Genomic DNA, 14,346 nt, shown 5'->3' with positions numbered 1-14,346 from the left:
TGCCGTACGTTCAGCTCATCCGGGTGGTTCAGATGAGTTTGACCAACTGCTTGCCGAAATTCTTGCCCTTGAGCAAACCCAGGAAGGCTTCGGGGGCGGATTCGATGCCCTGCGCGACCGATTCGCGCGGCTTGAGCTTGCCCGTGCCCACGAGCGTGCCGAGCTCGGCGAGCGCTTCGGGCCACACCTCCATGTGCTCGCTGACGATGAAGCCCTCGATCTTCAGGCGGTTGATGAGGATCAGCGCCGGGTTCGCGAGCGGCAGCGGCGCGCCGTCGTAGCCCGCGATCATCCCGCACAGCGCCACGCGCGCGAAGGCGTTGGTGCGCAGCAGCACCGCATCGAAGATGTAGCCGCCGACGTTCTCGAAGTAGCCGTCGATGCCCTTCGGGCAGGCTTCCTTGAGCGCCGCGCTCATGGTCTTCACGTCGGGGTGCTGGCGGTAGTCGATGCAGGCGTCGAAGCCCAGTTCGTCGGTCACGTACTTGCACTTGTCCGGACCGCCCGCGATGCCCACCACGCGGCAGCCGCGCGCCTTGGCGAGCGCCCCGAAGGCGCTGCCGACCGCGCCGCTGGCGGCCGTGATCACGACCGTTTCACCGGCCTTGGGCGCAATGATCTTCACGAGGCCGTACCAGGCCGTGACGCCCGGCATACCGACCGCGCCGAGGTAATGCGACAGCGGCACGTGCGTGGTGTCCACCTTCTTCAGCGCGCCGGGCTGCGAGCCGTCGACCACGCTGTATTCCTGCCAGCCGCCGAAGCCGACGACCTTGTCGCCGACCGCGTATTTCGGGTGCTTGCTCTCGACCACTTCGCCGACCGTGCCGCCCTGGAACACCTGGCCCACGGGCTGCGCCTGCGCGTAGCTCTTGGCGTCGTTCATGCGCCCGCGCATGTACGGATCGAGGCTCATGTAGTGATGGCGCACCAGCACCTGGTTGTCGGCGAGCGCGGGCGTCTCGGCGGTCACCAGCTTGAAGTTGCTCGCAACGGCTTCGCCCTCGGGGCGGTTGTCCAGGTGGATCTGCTTGTTCGTGGGCATGTGGGTCTCCGGAAAAGGTTGGTCAGTCGGTCGAAGGCGGCCGCATTTCGTTCGCGCTCGCGGGGCCCGTCGGCAGGCGCCGCTTCACGTACTTGAAGGTGCCGGTCGCATGGGCGCACACGCGCTCCTGCTCGTCGTAGATCTTGGCTTCGGTGAAGGCCAGCGTCGCGGTGCGGTGAATGAGCGTGCCGCGCGCGTGCAGCGGTCCGACCGAGGGCTGCATGAAGCTGGTCTTCATCTCGATGGTGACCACACCGGTCTCGGGCGCCACGCTGCGCGCGGCCGCCGCCATGGTGATGTCCAGCAGCGTCATGCAGGCGCCGCCGTGCGTCACGTCGAAGGTGTTCAGGTGCTCGGGCTTGGCCGTGTAGAGGATTTCGGACTCACCGCCCTCGAACTTCGTGAGCTCGAAGCCCAGGTGGCGCGCGAATGGAATCTGGCTCGTGTACGAGCGGATGTTGATGTCGGAAGAAGGAGAAGAAGCGTCAGTGGTCATTGAATCCATTCGTGAGACACCGCGGAACCGGTTTCGCCGGGCCGCCGGTGTCGCCCCCGGCGAGGGGGAAGGCGCGCGCGACACGAAGTGCGCGAAGCCTGGGGGAGAACTCTACGCCGCGCCCAGGACCACGCTCACGCCGCCGTCCACCGCCAGCCACTGGCCGGTGATGTGCTTGCCGGCATCGCTCGCGTACAGCAGCGTCAGGCCCTTCAGGTCTTCGTCGTCGCCCAGGCGGCCGAGCGGCGCCTTGGCGGCCATCTTCTCTTCGCCCAGCGAGTTGATCAGGCCCGCCGCCATCTTCGTCATGAAGAAGCCGGGGCAGATCGCGTTCACCGTGATGCCGTACTTGCCCCATTCGGCCGCGAGCGTGCGCGTGAAGCCGATCACCGCCGTCTTGGAGGTGTTGTAGGCCAGCGTCTGCATCTCGGGCGGGTTGCCGTTCAGGCCGGCGACCGAGGCGATGTTGATGATGCGCCCCGTCTTCTTCGGGATCATGTAGCCGTTGGCGATCTGCTGCGACAGGATGAAGTAGCCCCGCACGTTGAGGTTCATCACCTTGTCCCACGCCTCGACCGGGTGGCTCTCGGCCGGCGCGCCCCAGCTGGCGCCCGCGTTGTTGATGAGGATGTCGACCGCGCCCATGCGCTGCAGCGTCTCGTCGGCCAGGCGGCGGGTGTCTTCCTCTTTCGAGCAATCGGCGGCGATCCAGCGCGCGTCGATGCCGGCGGCCTGCAGCTCGGCCGCGGCCTGCTCCAGGTCGTCGGCCTTGCGCGAGCTCAGCATGATCTTCGCGCCGGCCTCGCCGAGCGCGTGGGCCATCTGCAGGCCCAGGCCGCGCGAGCCGCCGGTGATGAGGGCGGTCTTGCCGGTGAGGTCGAAGAGTTGCTGGGTGGTGCGGGCGGTCGTGCGGGCGGTCATGGGTTGTCTCCGGTGTTCTCTGGAAGGTCGGTCGGGGCGGTCAGATTTCGTAGTCCATGCACTGGCGCGCTTCGCGCACGGCGCCGATGAAGGGCTTGAGCGCCACGTGCTGCGGATGGTCCACATAGGCCGCGAGCGCGGCGGCATCGGTGAATTCCGAATACAGCACCAGGTCGTAGGTGGCCTCCAGCCCGGGCTGGGCGATGGCCACCTCGAAGCGGTGCGTGCCGGGCGAGAGCTTCGCGCAGGCATCGAGCAGCGCCTTGGCCTTGAGCAGATTGGTCGCCTTGTCGGCGCCCTCGGCGTGTTCCTTGAACTTCCACATCACGATGTGCTTGAGCATGGTCTTGCCTTCTTCTTCTCTCGGCTTATTTCTTGTCGTTCAGGCGCGATCGCACGTAGATGAGCACGACGCCCACCAGCGCGACCACGCCGCCGGGTGCGGCCATCGACCAGCCGAGCGCCGCGTCGGTGCGGCCCGTGGCGATCCCCAGGATCACCAGGAACAGGCCGCCGTAGATCAGGATCCAGATCCACTTCTCGAGCCGGGCGTGCGGCTTCGGTGGTTTGACGGGGGTAGGTTCGTTGGGGGTGGCGTTGGCCATTGTCAGAAAGCGTCCTCGGGCAAAGCGGTACAGGTCGGGTCGCGGCTCTCGACCACATTGAGCCAGGCGCCGATTTTCGGCAGCTCGTAGTGGAAGAAGTAGTCCGCGGCGCCGATCTTGCCAGCTGTTACCGCCCTCGCCTTGTCTGCGTCGATTTCGAGCGCGCGCCGCGCCACGTCCAGCCAGAGCCAGGCCAGCACCGTGTGGCCGAAGGCCTGCATGTACGGCACGGCGTTGGCGAGCGCATCGGCCGGGTCGCCGGTGGACCAGGCGGCCTCGGTGGCGCTGCCGATGCGCTGCAGCGCCGCGCCCAGCGCCTTGGCATGCGCCGCGAGCGCGGGCACCTTGGCCGTGCGCCCGATGGTCTCGGTGATGCGGCTGGCCAGGAGCTGCAGGCCGCGGCCCTTTTCCATCAGCACCTTGCGGCCCAAAAGATCGGCCGCCTGGATGCCGTGGGTGCCCTCGTGGATCATGTTCAGGCGGTTGTCGCGCCAGTACTGCTCCACCGGAAAGTCGCGCGTGTACCCGTAGCCGCCGTGCACCTGGATCGCGAGCGAGTTGGCTTCCAGGCACCACTCGCTCGGCCAGCTCTTGGCGATGGGCGTGAGCACTTCGAGCAGCAGGCGCGCATCGTCGGCGGCTTGCGCGTCGCCGGTCTTCTGCGTATCGACCAGCCGGGCGCAATACAACTCCAGCGCCAGCGCGCCTTCGCAGTACGCCTTCTGCGCGAGCAGCATGCGGCGCACGTCGGCGTGTTCGATGATGCGCACCTGCGGGCTGGCCGAGTCCTTCGCGACCTGGCCGCCTGCGCCCGCCTCGGGCTTCTTCACGAGGCGGCCCTGCGGCCGGCCCTTCGCGTACTCCAGCGAGGCGTAGTAGCCCGCCATGCCGAGCATGGTCGCGGCGGTGCCGACGCCGATGCGCGCCTCGTTCATCATGTGGAACATGCAGTGCAGGCCCTTGCCGGGCGCGCCGACGAGGTAGCCCACCGCGCCCGCCTTGCCATCGACCGGGTACTTGCCCTCGCCGAAGTTCAGGAGCGTGTTGGTCGTGCCGCGCCAGCCCAACTTGTGGTTCAGGCCCGCGAGCGCCACGTCGTTGCGCTCGCCGGTCAGCTCGCCCTTGGTGTCGACCATGCGCTTGGCCACGATGAACAGCGAAATGCCGCGCGTGCCCGGCACCAGCTTGCCGTTCTCGTCGGGGATCTTGGCGAGCACGATGTGCACGATGTTCTCGGTCAGCTCGTGGTCGCCGGACGAGATCCACATCTTGTTGCCGGTGAGCCGGTAGCGCGGACCCAGCGGATCGTTTTGGTAGTCCGCGCCATCGGGCACCGCGCGCGTGGCGACATCGCTCAGCGACGAGCCGGCCTGCGGCTCCGACAGGCACATGGTGCCCGCCCAGCGGCCCGCGAACTCGTTCTTGGCGAACACCTCTTTCTGCATCTCGGTGCCGTGCACCATCAGCAGGTTGGCGTTGCCGCTGGTGAGCATGTTGGAGCCGATGCTCACCGAGGCCATCGCGAAGAAGCTGTTGGCCGCGGCCGAGAGCGTGTAGGGCAGCTGCATGCCGCCGATGTCGTAGTCCTGCGCGGCGCTCATCATTCCCGATTCGACGAAGGCCTTGTGCGCATCGTGCGTGGCCTTGGGCAGGATGACCTTCTCGCCATCGAAATGCGGCTCCTGCGTGTCGACCGTGCGGTTGAACGGCGCGTACTTCTCGCGCGCGATGCGCTCGCAGGTGTCGAGCACCGCGTCGAAGGTCTCGCGCGAATGGTCGGCGAAGCGCTCGGCCTTGTTGAGCGACTCGGCATCGAGCCAGTCGTAGAGCAGGAAATCGAGGGTGGGACGCAGGCTCATGATCGGTCTTGATGTGGAGGCCACCGACTTCCACCGGCAGCGCTCATCGGCCGGCGAAGCCAGGCCCGTTCGAGAAACACCGCGGAACCGGCTCAGCCGGGCCGCTGGTGTCGCCCCCTGAAGGGGGTTGGCGAAGGCGACACGCAGTGCGCCGCAGACTGGGGGAGAGTCAGAGAACCTCGAACACGCCCGCGGCACCCATGCCGCCGCCGATGCACATCGTGACCAGCACCTTCTTGGCGCCGCGGCGCTTGCCTTCGATGAGCGCGTGGCCGGTCAGGCGCTGGCCGCTCACGCCGTAGGGGTGGCCCACGGCGATGGCGCCGCCGTCCACGTTCAGGCGGTCGCCCGGAATGCCCAGCTTGTCGCGGCAGTAGATCACCTGCACCGCGAAGGCTTCGTTCAGCTCCCACAGGTCGATGTCGTTGACCGTGAGGCCCAGGCGCTTGAGCACCTTCGGAATCGCGAAGACCGGGCCGATGCCCATTTCGTCGGGCTCGCAGCCGGCCACGGCAAAACCGAGGAAACGGCCCAGGGGCTTCAGGCCCTTTTGCTGTGCGTACTTCTCGTCGACCACCACGCAGGCGCCGCCGCCGTCGGAGAACTGGCTGGCATTGCCGGCCGAGATCAGGCCGCCGGGCATGGCCGAACGGATGCCGCTGATGCCTTCCTTGGTGGTGCCGGGGCGAATGCCTTCGTCGTTCTCGACGGTGACTTCCTTGGTGCGCAGGCCCAGCACCGGGTCGGCCACGCCGGCCAGCACGGTGATGGGGGCGATCTCGTCCTTGAAGCGGCCGGCTTCCAGCGCGGCGGTGGCCTTCTGCTGGCTGGCTGCGCCGTATTCGTCCATCGCGTCGCGGCCGATGTTGTAGCGCTTGGCGACCTGCTCGGCCGTCTGCAGCATGTTCCAGTAGATCTCGGGCTTGTGCTTCACGAGCCAGGGGTCGGCCAGCATGTGCTTGTTGGCTTCGTTCTGCACGCACGAGATGCTCTCCACGCCGCCGGCCACGTACACGTCGCCTTCGCCCGCGATGATGCGTTGCGCGGCGGTGGCGATGGTCTGCAGGCCCGAGGAGCAGAAGCGGTTGATCGTCATGCCCGAGGTGGTGACCGGGCAGCCGGCGCGCAGCGCGATCTGGCGCGCGATGTTCGAGCCGGTGGCGCCTTCGGGCGTGGCGCAACCCATGATGACGTCATCGACCTCGGCCGCTTCGATGCCGGCGCGCGAGATCGCGTGCTGCACCGCGTGACCGCCGAGCGTGGCACCGTGCGTCATGTTGAAGGCACCCTTCCAGCTCTTCGCGAGCGGCGTGCGGGCGGTGGAAACAATGACGGCGCTGGTCATGGTGAGGTCCTTTGAAGATGGAAGGGAAAAGAAGGAGTGGTCGTCATTGCGCCGGAGCAGCGTTGCTGTTGCCCAGGAGCTGGTGATAGAAGCCGATCATCTCGCCGTAGTTGGAGATGGCCAGGCGTTCGTTGTTGCCGTGAAAGCGCGCGAGGTCCTCGCCCTTCACGCGAAACGGCGAGAAGCGGAAGACGGCGTCGCTCACGAGGCTGAAGTGGCGCGAGTCGGTCGCCGCGGTCATGAGGCCCGGGGCCACGACGGCATCGGGAAAGGTCTGGCGCACGGCCTGCTGGATCGCGCGGTAGCCGGTGCTGTCGGTCGGCGACACGGGCGACGGCTCGGAGTTGCCGGGGTAGCGCTTGATCTTGATGTCGTCGTTGGCCAAGGCCTTGCGCAGGTGCGCCTCGACGCTGTCGATGGTGTCGCCCGGCAGGATGCGGAAGTTCACGGCGGCCTCGGCGCGGCCGGGCAGCACGTTGTCCTTGTTGCCGGCGCGCACGATGGTCAGTGCCGTCGTCGTGCGCAGCATGGCGTTGCTGCTCGGGCTCTTCTCGAGCTGGCCGCGCACCAGCGGCTCGGTGAGCCACAGGTTGGAGAGCATCACGCGGTTGACGCCGCTCATCTCGGGCGCGAGCGCGCCGAACATCTGGCCGGCCACGCCCTTGATGCCACCGGGCATCGGGTTGGCTTCGAGCCTGGCGAGCGCGGCGCTCATGCTGCCGATGGCGCTGTGCTGCGGCGGCATCGACGAATGGCCGGGGGCCGTGTCGAGCGAGAGGAAGAAGGTGCCGTAGCCCTTCTCGGCCAGGCCGATCAACGCCGCGGGCTTCGAGAGCCCGGGCAGCACGCCGTCCAGAACCAGCAGGCCTTCGTCGAGCACCCAATCCAGGCGCACGTTGCGCGACTTGAGCAGTTCGGCGATGGGCAGCGCGCCGCGCAGCCCGCTCACCTCTTCGTCGTCGCCCATCACGAGGTAGACGGTCTGCCTGGGCTTGAAGCCGGCGCCGATGAGCAGCTCGATGGCTTCCATCTGCGCGAAAAGATTGCTCTTGTTGTCGAGCGTGCCGCGGCCCCAGACGAAGCCGTCCTTGATCTCGCCCGCGAAGGGGTCGACCGTCCAGGCCTTCTCGGTGCCGGGGGCAATGGGCACCATGTCCTGGTGCGCCATCAGTGCGACCGGCTTGGCCGACGGGTCGGTGCCGGCCCATGTGTAGAGCAGCGCCTTGTTGCCCACCACTTCCTTCTTGAGGGTGGCGTGGACCTTCGGGTATTGCTGCGCGAGGTACGCGTGCAGCTTGTCGAACTCGGCCGCGTTGGCGGCCGGATCGTCCAGGCCCGACACCGTGCGGAACGTGATCGCCGTGGAGAGCCGCTTGGCGGCTGCCTGCAGGTCGATGTCCAGCTTGGGTGCGGGCGCCACCGCCAGTTGCTGCGATGGCGTGGTCCAGGTCTTGACCGCCACGGCGGCCACCAGTGCCAGGAGCACCAGCAGCAGCCCGAGGAAGATGCGTTTCAACATGGGCGGTCAGGGCTCCCGGGTCAGCTGAAGGACTTGCCTTCGGCCACCAGCTTCTGGATCAGCGGCGCGGGCTGCCAGAACTCGGCGTCGTCGCGCGGGTTCTTGGCAAAGCGCTTCATCGATTCGGCCACGTTGTACAGGCCCACCTGCGATGCGTAGTGCATCGGGCCGCCGCGCCAGATCGGGAAGCCGTAGCCCGTGAGGTACACCATGTCGATGTCGCCGGACTTCGAGGCGATGCCGTCTTCCAGGATGTGCGCGCCTTCGTTCACGAGCGCATACACCAGGCGTTGCACGATCTCTTCGTCGGAGATCTTGCGCGGCGTGATGCCCAGTTCCTTGCGGTGGTCCTCGATCATCTTGTTGACCAGCTCCGAGGGAATCGCATCGCGCTTGCCGGCCTGGTAGTCGTACCACCCTGCCCCGGTCTTCTGGCCGAAGCGGCCCAGCTCGCAGAGCTTGTCGGCCGTGCGGCTGTACTTCATGTCGGCGCGCTCGGTGGCGCGGCGCTTGCGAATGGCCCAGCCGATGTCGTTGCCGGCCAGGTCGCCCATGCGGAACGGGCCCATGGCGAAGCCGAACTTCTCGATGGCCTTGTCCACCTGCTGCGGCAGCGCGCCTTCGTCCAGCAGGAAGCCGGCCTGGCGCGAGTACTGCTCGATCATGCGGTTGCCGATGAAGCCGTCGCACACGCCCGAGACCACCGAGGTCTTCTTGATCTTCTTGCCGATGGCCATGACCGTGGCGAGCACGTCCTTGGCGGTGGCCTTGCCGCGCACCACTTCGAGCAGCTTCATCACGTTGGCCGGGCTGAAGAAGTGCATGCCGACCACGTCCTGCGGACGCTCGGTGAACGAGGCGATCTTGTCGACGTCCAGCGTCGAGGTGTTGGAGGCCAGGATGGCACCCTTCTTGGCCACGCGGTCGAGTTCCTTGAAGACCTTTTCCTTGACGCCGATTTCCTCGAACACCGCCTCGATGATGAGGTCCGCGTCCTTCAGGTCGTCGTAGCTGAGCGTGGTGCTCAAGAGCGCCATGCGTTGCGCGTACTTGTCCTCTTTGAGCTTGCCCTTCTTGACTTGGGCTTCGTAGTTCTTCTTGATGGTGGCGACGCCGCGATCGAGCGCCTCCTGCTTCATCTCGAGAATCTTGACGGGGATGCCCGCGTTCAGGAAATTCATCGAGATGCCGCCGCCCATGGTGCCGGCGCCGATCACGCCGACCGACTTGATCTCGCGCTTGGGCGTGTCTTCGGGCACGTCGGGAATCTTGCTCGCGGCGCGCTCGGCCATGAAGAGGTGGCGCAGCGCCAGCGATTCGGGCGTGAACATCAGTGCGGTGAAGATGCGGCGCTCCTCGGCCATGCCCTGGTCGAACTTCATCTTCGTGGCGGCCTGCACGGCGTCGATGCACATGAGCGGCGCCGGGTAGTTCTTGGACATGCCACCCACCATGTTCTTGGTGAACTGGAAGTAGGCATCGCCCTGCGGGTGCTTGCACGGCAGGTTGCGCACGAGCGGGAGTGCTTCACCGGTCTTGCCGGCCACGCTCTTGGCGAAGGCCACGGCTTCGTCGAACACCGACTCGGCCGATGCGGCCAGCTTGTCGAACAGCTTCTGGCCCGGCAGGCTCGCGAGCAGTTCGCTCTTCACCGGCTCGCCGCTCACGATCATGTTGAGGGCGGTTTCCACGCCGATCACGCGCGGCAGGCGCTGCGTGCCGCCCGCGCCGGGAATGAGGCCCAGCTTGACTTCGGGCAGCGCGATGCTGGTGCCCGGTGCAGCCACGCGGTAGTGGCAGCCGAGCGCGAGCTCGAGGCCGCCGCCCATGCACACGGAGTGGATGGCTGCGACGATGGGCTTGGGGGAAGCTTCGAGCGTGAGGATCACGCTCAGCAGGTTGGGCTCCTGCAGCGCCTTGGGCGTGCCGAATTCCTTGATGTCCGCACCGCCGGAGAACGCCTTGCCGGCGCCGGTGATGACGATGGCCTTGACGGCGTCGTCGGCATTGGCCTTGGCCAGGCCATCGGTGATGCCGATGCGGGTCGAGAAACCGAGACCGTTGACCGGAGGGTTGGTCAGTGTGATCACGGCGACATCGCCGAGCACTTTGTATTCAGCCGTCATGCTGCGTTCCTTGGTGTGTGAAGAAAAAGAAGAAAAAGCACGAGTGTTCTTTTTCGAGGGATTCTAGGCGTTTAACGTGGCTCAACAATGGCACGCAGTCGCTGTCGGGACAAGACCCCAGATGGTTCTGAAACGAGCGCTCGAAACCATTCGCGACAGAGCGGCCGAAACCGTCCTGTACAGAGCGCCCAAAACCGTTCGGGCTGAGCGCCCAAAACCGTTCGGGCTGAGCTTGTCGAAGCCTGCGCGCGCCCTGGCGGCCCTTCGACAAGCTCAGGGCGAACGGGTTCGGGTTGTCGTATGTGCTCAGACCTCCAGCCACTCCTTGCGGGTGGTGGCGTCGGCGCGCAGGCTGTCCGGCGTGCCGTCGAACACGATGCTGCCGTGGCCCATCACGAGCGCGCGGTCCGAGATCTGCATCGCGATGGTGAGCTTCTGCTCGATCAGGAGCACCGAGATGCCCTTGTCCTTGAGCGTGCGCAGGTACTGCCCCACCAGCTCGACGATCTTGGGCGCAAGGCCTTCGGTCGGCTCGTCGATGATGATGAGGTCGGGGTCGCCCATGAGCGTGCGGCACAGCGTGAGCATCTGTTGCTCGCCGCCCGAGAGCACGCCCGCTTCGGTGTGCTGGCGCTCCTTCAGGCGCGGGAACATGTTGTACATGTCGTCGAACTGCCAGCGGCTGCCCTTGCCCGTGCCCTTCTGCCCGAGCAGCAGGTTCTGGTGCACCGTGAGCTTGGGAAAGATGTCGCGGTTCTCGGGCACGTAGCCGATGCCCAGGTGGGCGATCTCGTAGGCCTTTCTGCGCAGGATGTCCTGGTCCTTCCAGCGCAGCGTGCCCTCGGCATGCACCAGGCCCATGATGGCCTTGGCGGTGGTCGAGCGGCCCGAGCCGTTGCGGCCCAGCAGCGCGACGATTTCGCCGGGGCCGACGTCGAACGAAACGCCATGCAGCACATGGCTCTTGCCGTAGTAGGCGTGGATGTCGTGAAGCTTCAGCATGTCAGTGTCCCGCCCCTTGCGCGTCGGCCACCGAGGACCCGAGATACGCCTCTTGAACCCGCGCGTTCGCGCGAACGGCAGCAGGCGTGTCGAAGGCGATCACTTCGCCATACACCACCACCGCGATCTTGTCGGCCAGGCCGAAGACCACGCCCATGTCGTGCTCCACCGTGAGCAGCGTCTTGCCCACCGTCACGTGCTTGATGAGCGAGATGAAGTGCGAGGTCTCGGTCTTGCTCATGCCGGCCGTGGGCTCGTCCAGCAGGATCACGCCGGCGCCGCCCGCGATCGTCACGCCGATCTCCAGCGCGCGCTGCTCGGCATAGGTGAGGTTCACCGCATGCACGTCGCGCTTGCGCTCCAGGCCGATCTGCTTGATGAGCTCCTCGGTGCGCGCATTGGCATCGTCCAGGTTCGAGAGAAAGCGCAGGAACGTGTACTTGTAGCCCAGGCTCCAGAGGACACCGCAGCGCAGGTTCTCGAACACGCTCAGCTTCGGGAAGATGTTGGTGATCTGGAAGCTGCGCGAGAGCCCCAGCCGGTTGATCTCGTAGGGCTTCTTACCGTCGATGCGCTCGCCGTTGAGCAGCACCTCGCCGCTGGTGGGCGTGAGGCGTCCGCTGATGAGGTTGAAGAGCGTCGACTTGCCCGCTCCGTTCGGGCCGATGATGGCCACGCGTTCGCCGGCGTTCACCGCCAGGTCCACGCCGCGGATGATTTCGGTCTTGCCGAAGTTCTTCCGCAGCGCCTTCAGTTCCAGTGCATGTTGTCCGTGTACCGCGCTCATTTACGCCGCCTCCCGACGTTTGATTTCTGCTTCTATTTCTTCTTGCGCATGGCCCCAGACGCGCACGAAGCGGCGTCGCGCCACCTCCAGCGCACCGAGGCCGATGACCAGGATCACCGCCGCGCCGAGCCAGCTGCCCAGGCCGGTCGTGTCGAGCGCCACGCCGAAGAAGTTCAGCGTCGGGCCCATCGCCGCGTTGAGCTGGATGTGATAGATCATCTCGATGAGCGCAGCCGCGCCGACCACGACCGGAACCAGCGCCACGGCGAGCGCGAGGTACAGCCACCAGAAGCGATCGAACTTGCCGAACTTGGCCACGCGCAGGTTCATCATGATCAGGCTGGCGATGCCGCCGGGGGCGAACATCACCATGAACACGAACACGAGGCCGAAGTACAGCTGCCAGGCCTTGGAGAGCTCGGACAGCAGGATCGATGCGAACACCAGCAGCACCGCGCCGATGATCGGCCCGAAGAAGAACACCGCGCCGCCCAGGAACGTGAACAGGAGGTAGCCGCCCGAGCGGATGGCGTTCAGGCTGTCGGCCGCGTTCACGATCTCGAAGTTGATCGAGGCGAGACCGCCGCCGATGCCGGCGAAGAAGCCCGCGATGATGAACGCGAAGTAGCGCACGCGCTGCGTGTTGTAGCCGATGAATTCGACGCGCTCCGGGTTGTCGCGCACCGCGTTCAGCATGCGGCCCAGCGGCGTGCCGGTGAAGGCATACATGAGCGCCGTGCAGACGAAGCAGTACGCGGCGATCAGGTAGTACACCTGGATCTGCGAGCCGAAGTTGAAGCCGAAGAAAGTCGGGCCGTACACGCGGTCGGTGGTGATGCCGCCCTCGCCGCCGAAGAAGCTGGGGAACATCAGCGCCATCGAGGCCACCAGTTCGCCGATGCCCATGGTGATCATCGCGAAGGTGGTGCCCGACTTCTTGGTGGTCACGAAGCCCAGCAGGATCGCGAAGAACATGCCCGCCAGGCCGCCCACCAGGGGGATGAGCACCAGCGGAATCTGCATGCCGCCCTTGGCGCCCATGTTCATCGCATGGATCGCCAGGAATGAGCCCAGGCCCACGTACACCGCATGGCCGAAGCTCAGCATGCCGCCCTGCCCCAGCAGGATGTTGTAGCTCAGGCAGATGATGATGAGGTAACCCATCTGCGAGAGCATCGTGAGCGCCAGGCTGCTCTTGAACAGCAGCGGCGAGACGATCAGCACGATGGCGAACAGCGTCCAGATCAGGTAGCGCCCGATGTTCCAGGGCTTGAAGCGGTAGTACTGTGTGGTTGCAGTGGTCATGGGGTCAGTCCTCCCGGGTTCCAAGAAGACCCTTGGGCCGGAAGATGAGGATCAGCACCAGGAACAGGTACGGCAGGATCGGCGCGACCTGCGAGATCGTGAGCCTGAGCAGCTCGTAGCCGAAGGTCTGGTCGGTCACGGTCATGCCGATGGCGCGCAGCGCCGTGGCCAGCGACTGGTCCATGGCCACCGCGAAGGTCTGGATGATGCCGATCAGCAGCGACGCGAGAAACGCCCCGGCCAGCGAGCCCATGCCGCCCACCACCACCACCACGAAGATGATGGTGCCGACCGAGCCGGCCATCGCGGGTTCGGTGACGTAGGTGTTGCCGCCGATCACGCCCGCGAGACCCGCGAGCGCGGCGCCGCCGCCGAACACCAGCATGAACACGCGCGGCACGTTGTGGCCCAGCGCCTCGACCATGTCGGGGTGCTTCAATGCCGCCTGGATCACCAGGCCGATGCGCGTGCGCGTGAGCAGCAGCCACACCGAGATCAGCATCAGCACCGCCACCAGCATGATGAACGAGCGCGACTTCGGGAACTGCGTGCCGTAGAGCGTGAAGAGCGGGCCCTGCAGCTGCGTCGGCAGGCCGTAGGGCACGGTCGAGCGGCCCCAGGCCAGTTGCACGAGTTCCAGGATGAGGTAGGAAAGACCGAAGGTCACCAGCAGCTCGGGCACGTGGCCGAACTTGTGGACCCGGCGCAGGCTGTAGCGCTCGAAGCCCGCGCCCAGCATGCCCACCAGCAGCGGTGCAAGGAACAGCGCCGGCCAGAAGCCCACGATGCCCGACAGCGTGTAGGCGATGTAGGCGCCGAGCATGTAGAAGCTCGCGTGCGCGAAATTGAGCACGCCCATCATGCTGAAGATCAGCGTAAGGCCAGAGCTCAGCATGAACAACAGCAAGCCGTAGCTCACGCCGTTGAGCAGCGAGATGACGAAGAATTCGACGTTCATCGGTCTTTCGGATGCGTGAAAAGAAAGAGGCCCGAGTGTTGAAGTCGGGCCTCGACCGGTCAGGTGGCGGCTTCGATCAGGAAGCGGCGCCGGGTCGCTTCATCTGGCACGTCGTCGGGGTGCTCGAGACGTAGGGCTCGTAGTACTTCACCGGGGCCAGCGTGTAGCCGGTGTTCTCGGGGCTGTACGGGTTCTTGGCGTCGGCCTTCTGCCAGCGCGTGATCCACAGGCCCTGCTGCAGCTGGTGGTCGGCCTTGCGCATTTCCACGTCGCCGTTGAAGCTCTTGAACTTCATGCCTTCCATCGCGGCCGCGACCTTCACCGGCTCGGTCGACTTGGTGCGCACGAACGCTTCGCTCAGCATCGCGTACACCGTGT

14 protein-coding genes are annotated in these 14,346 nt (G+C 66.1%); all 14 read right to left on the bottom strand.

Annotated features, from left to right (window positions below; all coding sequences use genetic code 11):
* Window positions 1–28: 28 nt before the first annotated feature.
* Complete coding sequence (locus tag JC881_RS00070) at window positions 29–1,045, bottom strand: NADP-dependent oxidoreductase (RefSeq protein WP_198783687.1); 1,017 nt, start codon at window positions 1,043–1,045, stop codon at window positions 29–31.
* Window positions 1,046–1,067: 22 nt separating this feature from the next.
* Complete coding sequence (locus tag JC881_RS00065) at window positions 1,068–1,541, bottom strand: PaaI family thioesterase (protein WP_198783686.1); 474 nt, start codon at window positions 1,539–1,541, stop codon at window positions 1,068–1,070.
* A 111-nt stretch (window positions 1,542–1,652) separates the two neighbouring features.
* Complete coding sequence (locus JC881_RS00060) at window positions 1,653–2,462, bottom strand: SDR family oxidoreductase (protein ID WP_198783685.1); 810 nt, start codon at window positions 2,460–2,462, stop codon at window positions 1,653–1,655.
* A 40-nt stretch (window positions 2,463–2,502) separates the two neighbouring features.
* A complete protein-coding gene (locus JC881_RS00055) occupies window positions 2,503–2,805 on the bottom strand; it encodes a Dabb family protein (protein WP_198783684.1) in 303 nt (100 codons plus the stop codon).
* 25 nt (window positions 2,806–2,830) lie between these two features.
* On the bottom strand, window positions 2,831–3,067 hold the full coding sequence (locus JC881_RS00050; protein ID WP_198783683.1) for a hypothetical protein: 237 nt from the start codon (window positions 3,065–3,067) through the stop codon (window positions 2,831–2,833).
* Window positions 3,068–3,069: 2 nt separating this feature from the next.
* The gene (locus JC881_RS00045; RefSeq protein ID WP_198783682.1) at window positions 3,070–4,926 is read right to left on the bottom strand and encodes an acyl-CoA dehydrogenase; all 1,857 of its coding nucleotides are present in this window, start codon (window positions 4,924–4,926) and stop codon (window positions 3,070–3,072) included.
* Window positions 4,927–5,095: 169 nt separating this feature from the next.
* Window positions 5,096–6,271 (bottom strand): acetyl-CoA C-acyltransferase, encoded by a 1,176-nt coding sequence (locus tag JC881_RS00040; RefSeq protein WP_198783681.1) that lies wholly within the window; start codon window positions 6,269–6,271, stop codon window positions 5,096–5,098.
* Window positions 6,272–6,314: 43 nt separating this feature from the next.
* Window positions 6,315–7,790 carry a M20 family peptidase gene (locus JC881_RS00035; protein ID WP_198783680.1) on the bottom strand — a complete coding sequence of 492 codons (1,476 nt, stop codon included), beginning with the start codon at window positions 7,788–7,790 and terminating at the stop codon, window positions 6,315–6,317.
* 20 nt (window positions 7,791–7,810) lie between these two features.
* Window positions 7,811–9,916, bottom strand: coding sequence for a 3-hydroxyacyl-CoA dehydrogenase NAD-binding domain-containing protein (locus JC881_RS00030; RefSeq protein ID WP_198783679.1), 2,106 nt, complete (start codon window positions 9,914–9,916; stop codon window positions 7,811–7,813).
* Window positions 9,917–10,222: 306 nt separating this feature from the next.
* Window positions 10,223–10,918, bottom strand: coding sequence for an ABC transporter ATP-binding protein (locus tag JC881_RS00025; protein WP_198783678.1), 696 nt, complete (start codon window positions 10,916–10,918; stop codon window positions 10,223–10,225).
* 1 nt (window position 10,919) lies between these two features.
* Entirely contained in the window at window positions 10,920–11,705 is a 786-nt protein-coding gene (locus tag JC881_RS00020) for an ABC transporter ATP-binding protein (RefSeq protein ID WP_198783677.1), read from the bottom strand.
* The gene (locus tag JC881_RS00015) at window positions 11,706–13,010 is read right to left on the bottom strand and encodes a branched-chain amino acid ABC transporter permease (protein ID WP_198783676.1); all 1,305 of its coding nucleotides are present in this window, start codon (window positions 13,008–13,010) and stop codon (window positions 11,706–11,708) included. It lies immediately after the preceding gene.
* Between the two features lie 4 nt (window positions 13,011–13,014).
* Complete coding sequence (locus JC881_RS00010) at window positions 13,015–13,968, bottom strand: branched-chain amino acid ABC transporter permease (protein ID WP_198783675.1); 954 nt, start codon at window positions 13,966–13,968, stop codon at window positions 13,015–13,017.
* Between the two features lie 76 nt (window positions 13,969–14,044).
* Window positions 14,045–14,346: ABC transporter substrate-binding protein (locus JC881_RS00005; protein WP_198783674.1), on the bottom strand; the 302-nt coding region annotated here is incomplete at its 5' end.

This window comes from Variovorax sp. IB41 (assembly GCF_016405905.1).
In the GTDB taxonomy this organism is placed as follows: Bacteria; Pseudomonadota; Gammaproteobacteria; order Burkholderiales; family Burkholderiaceae_C; genus Variovorax.
The sequence above is the reverse complement of the archived record's forward strand: the minus strand, read 5'-3'. Positions and strand labels throughout refer to the sequence as shown.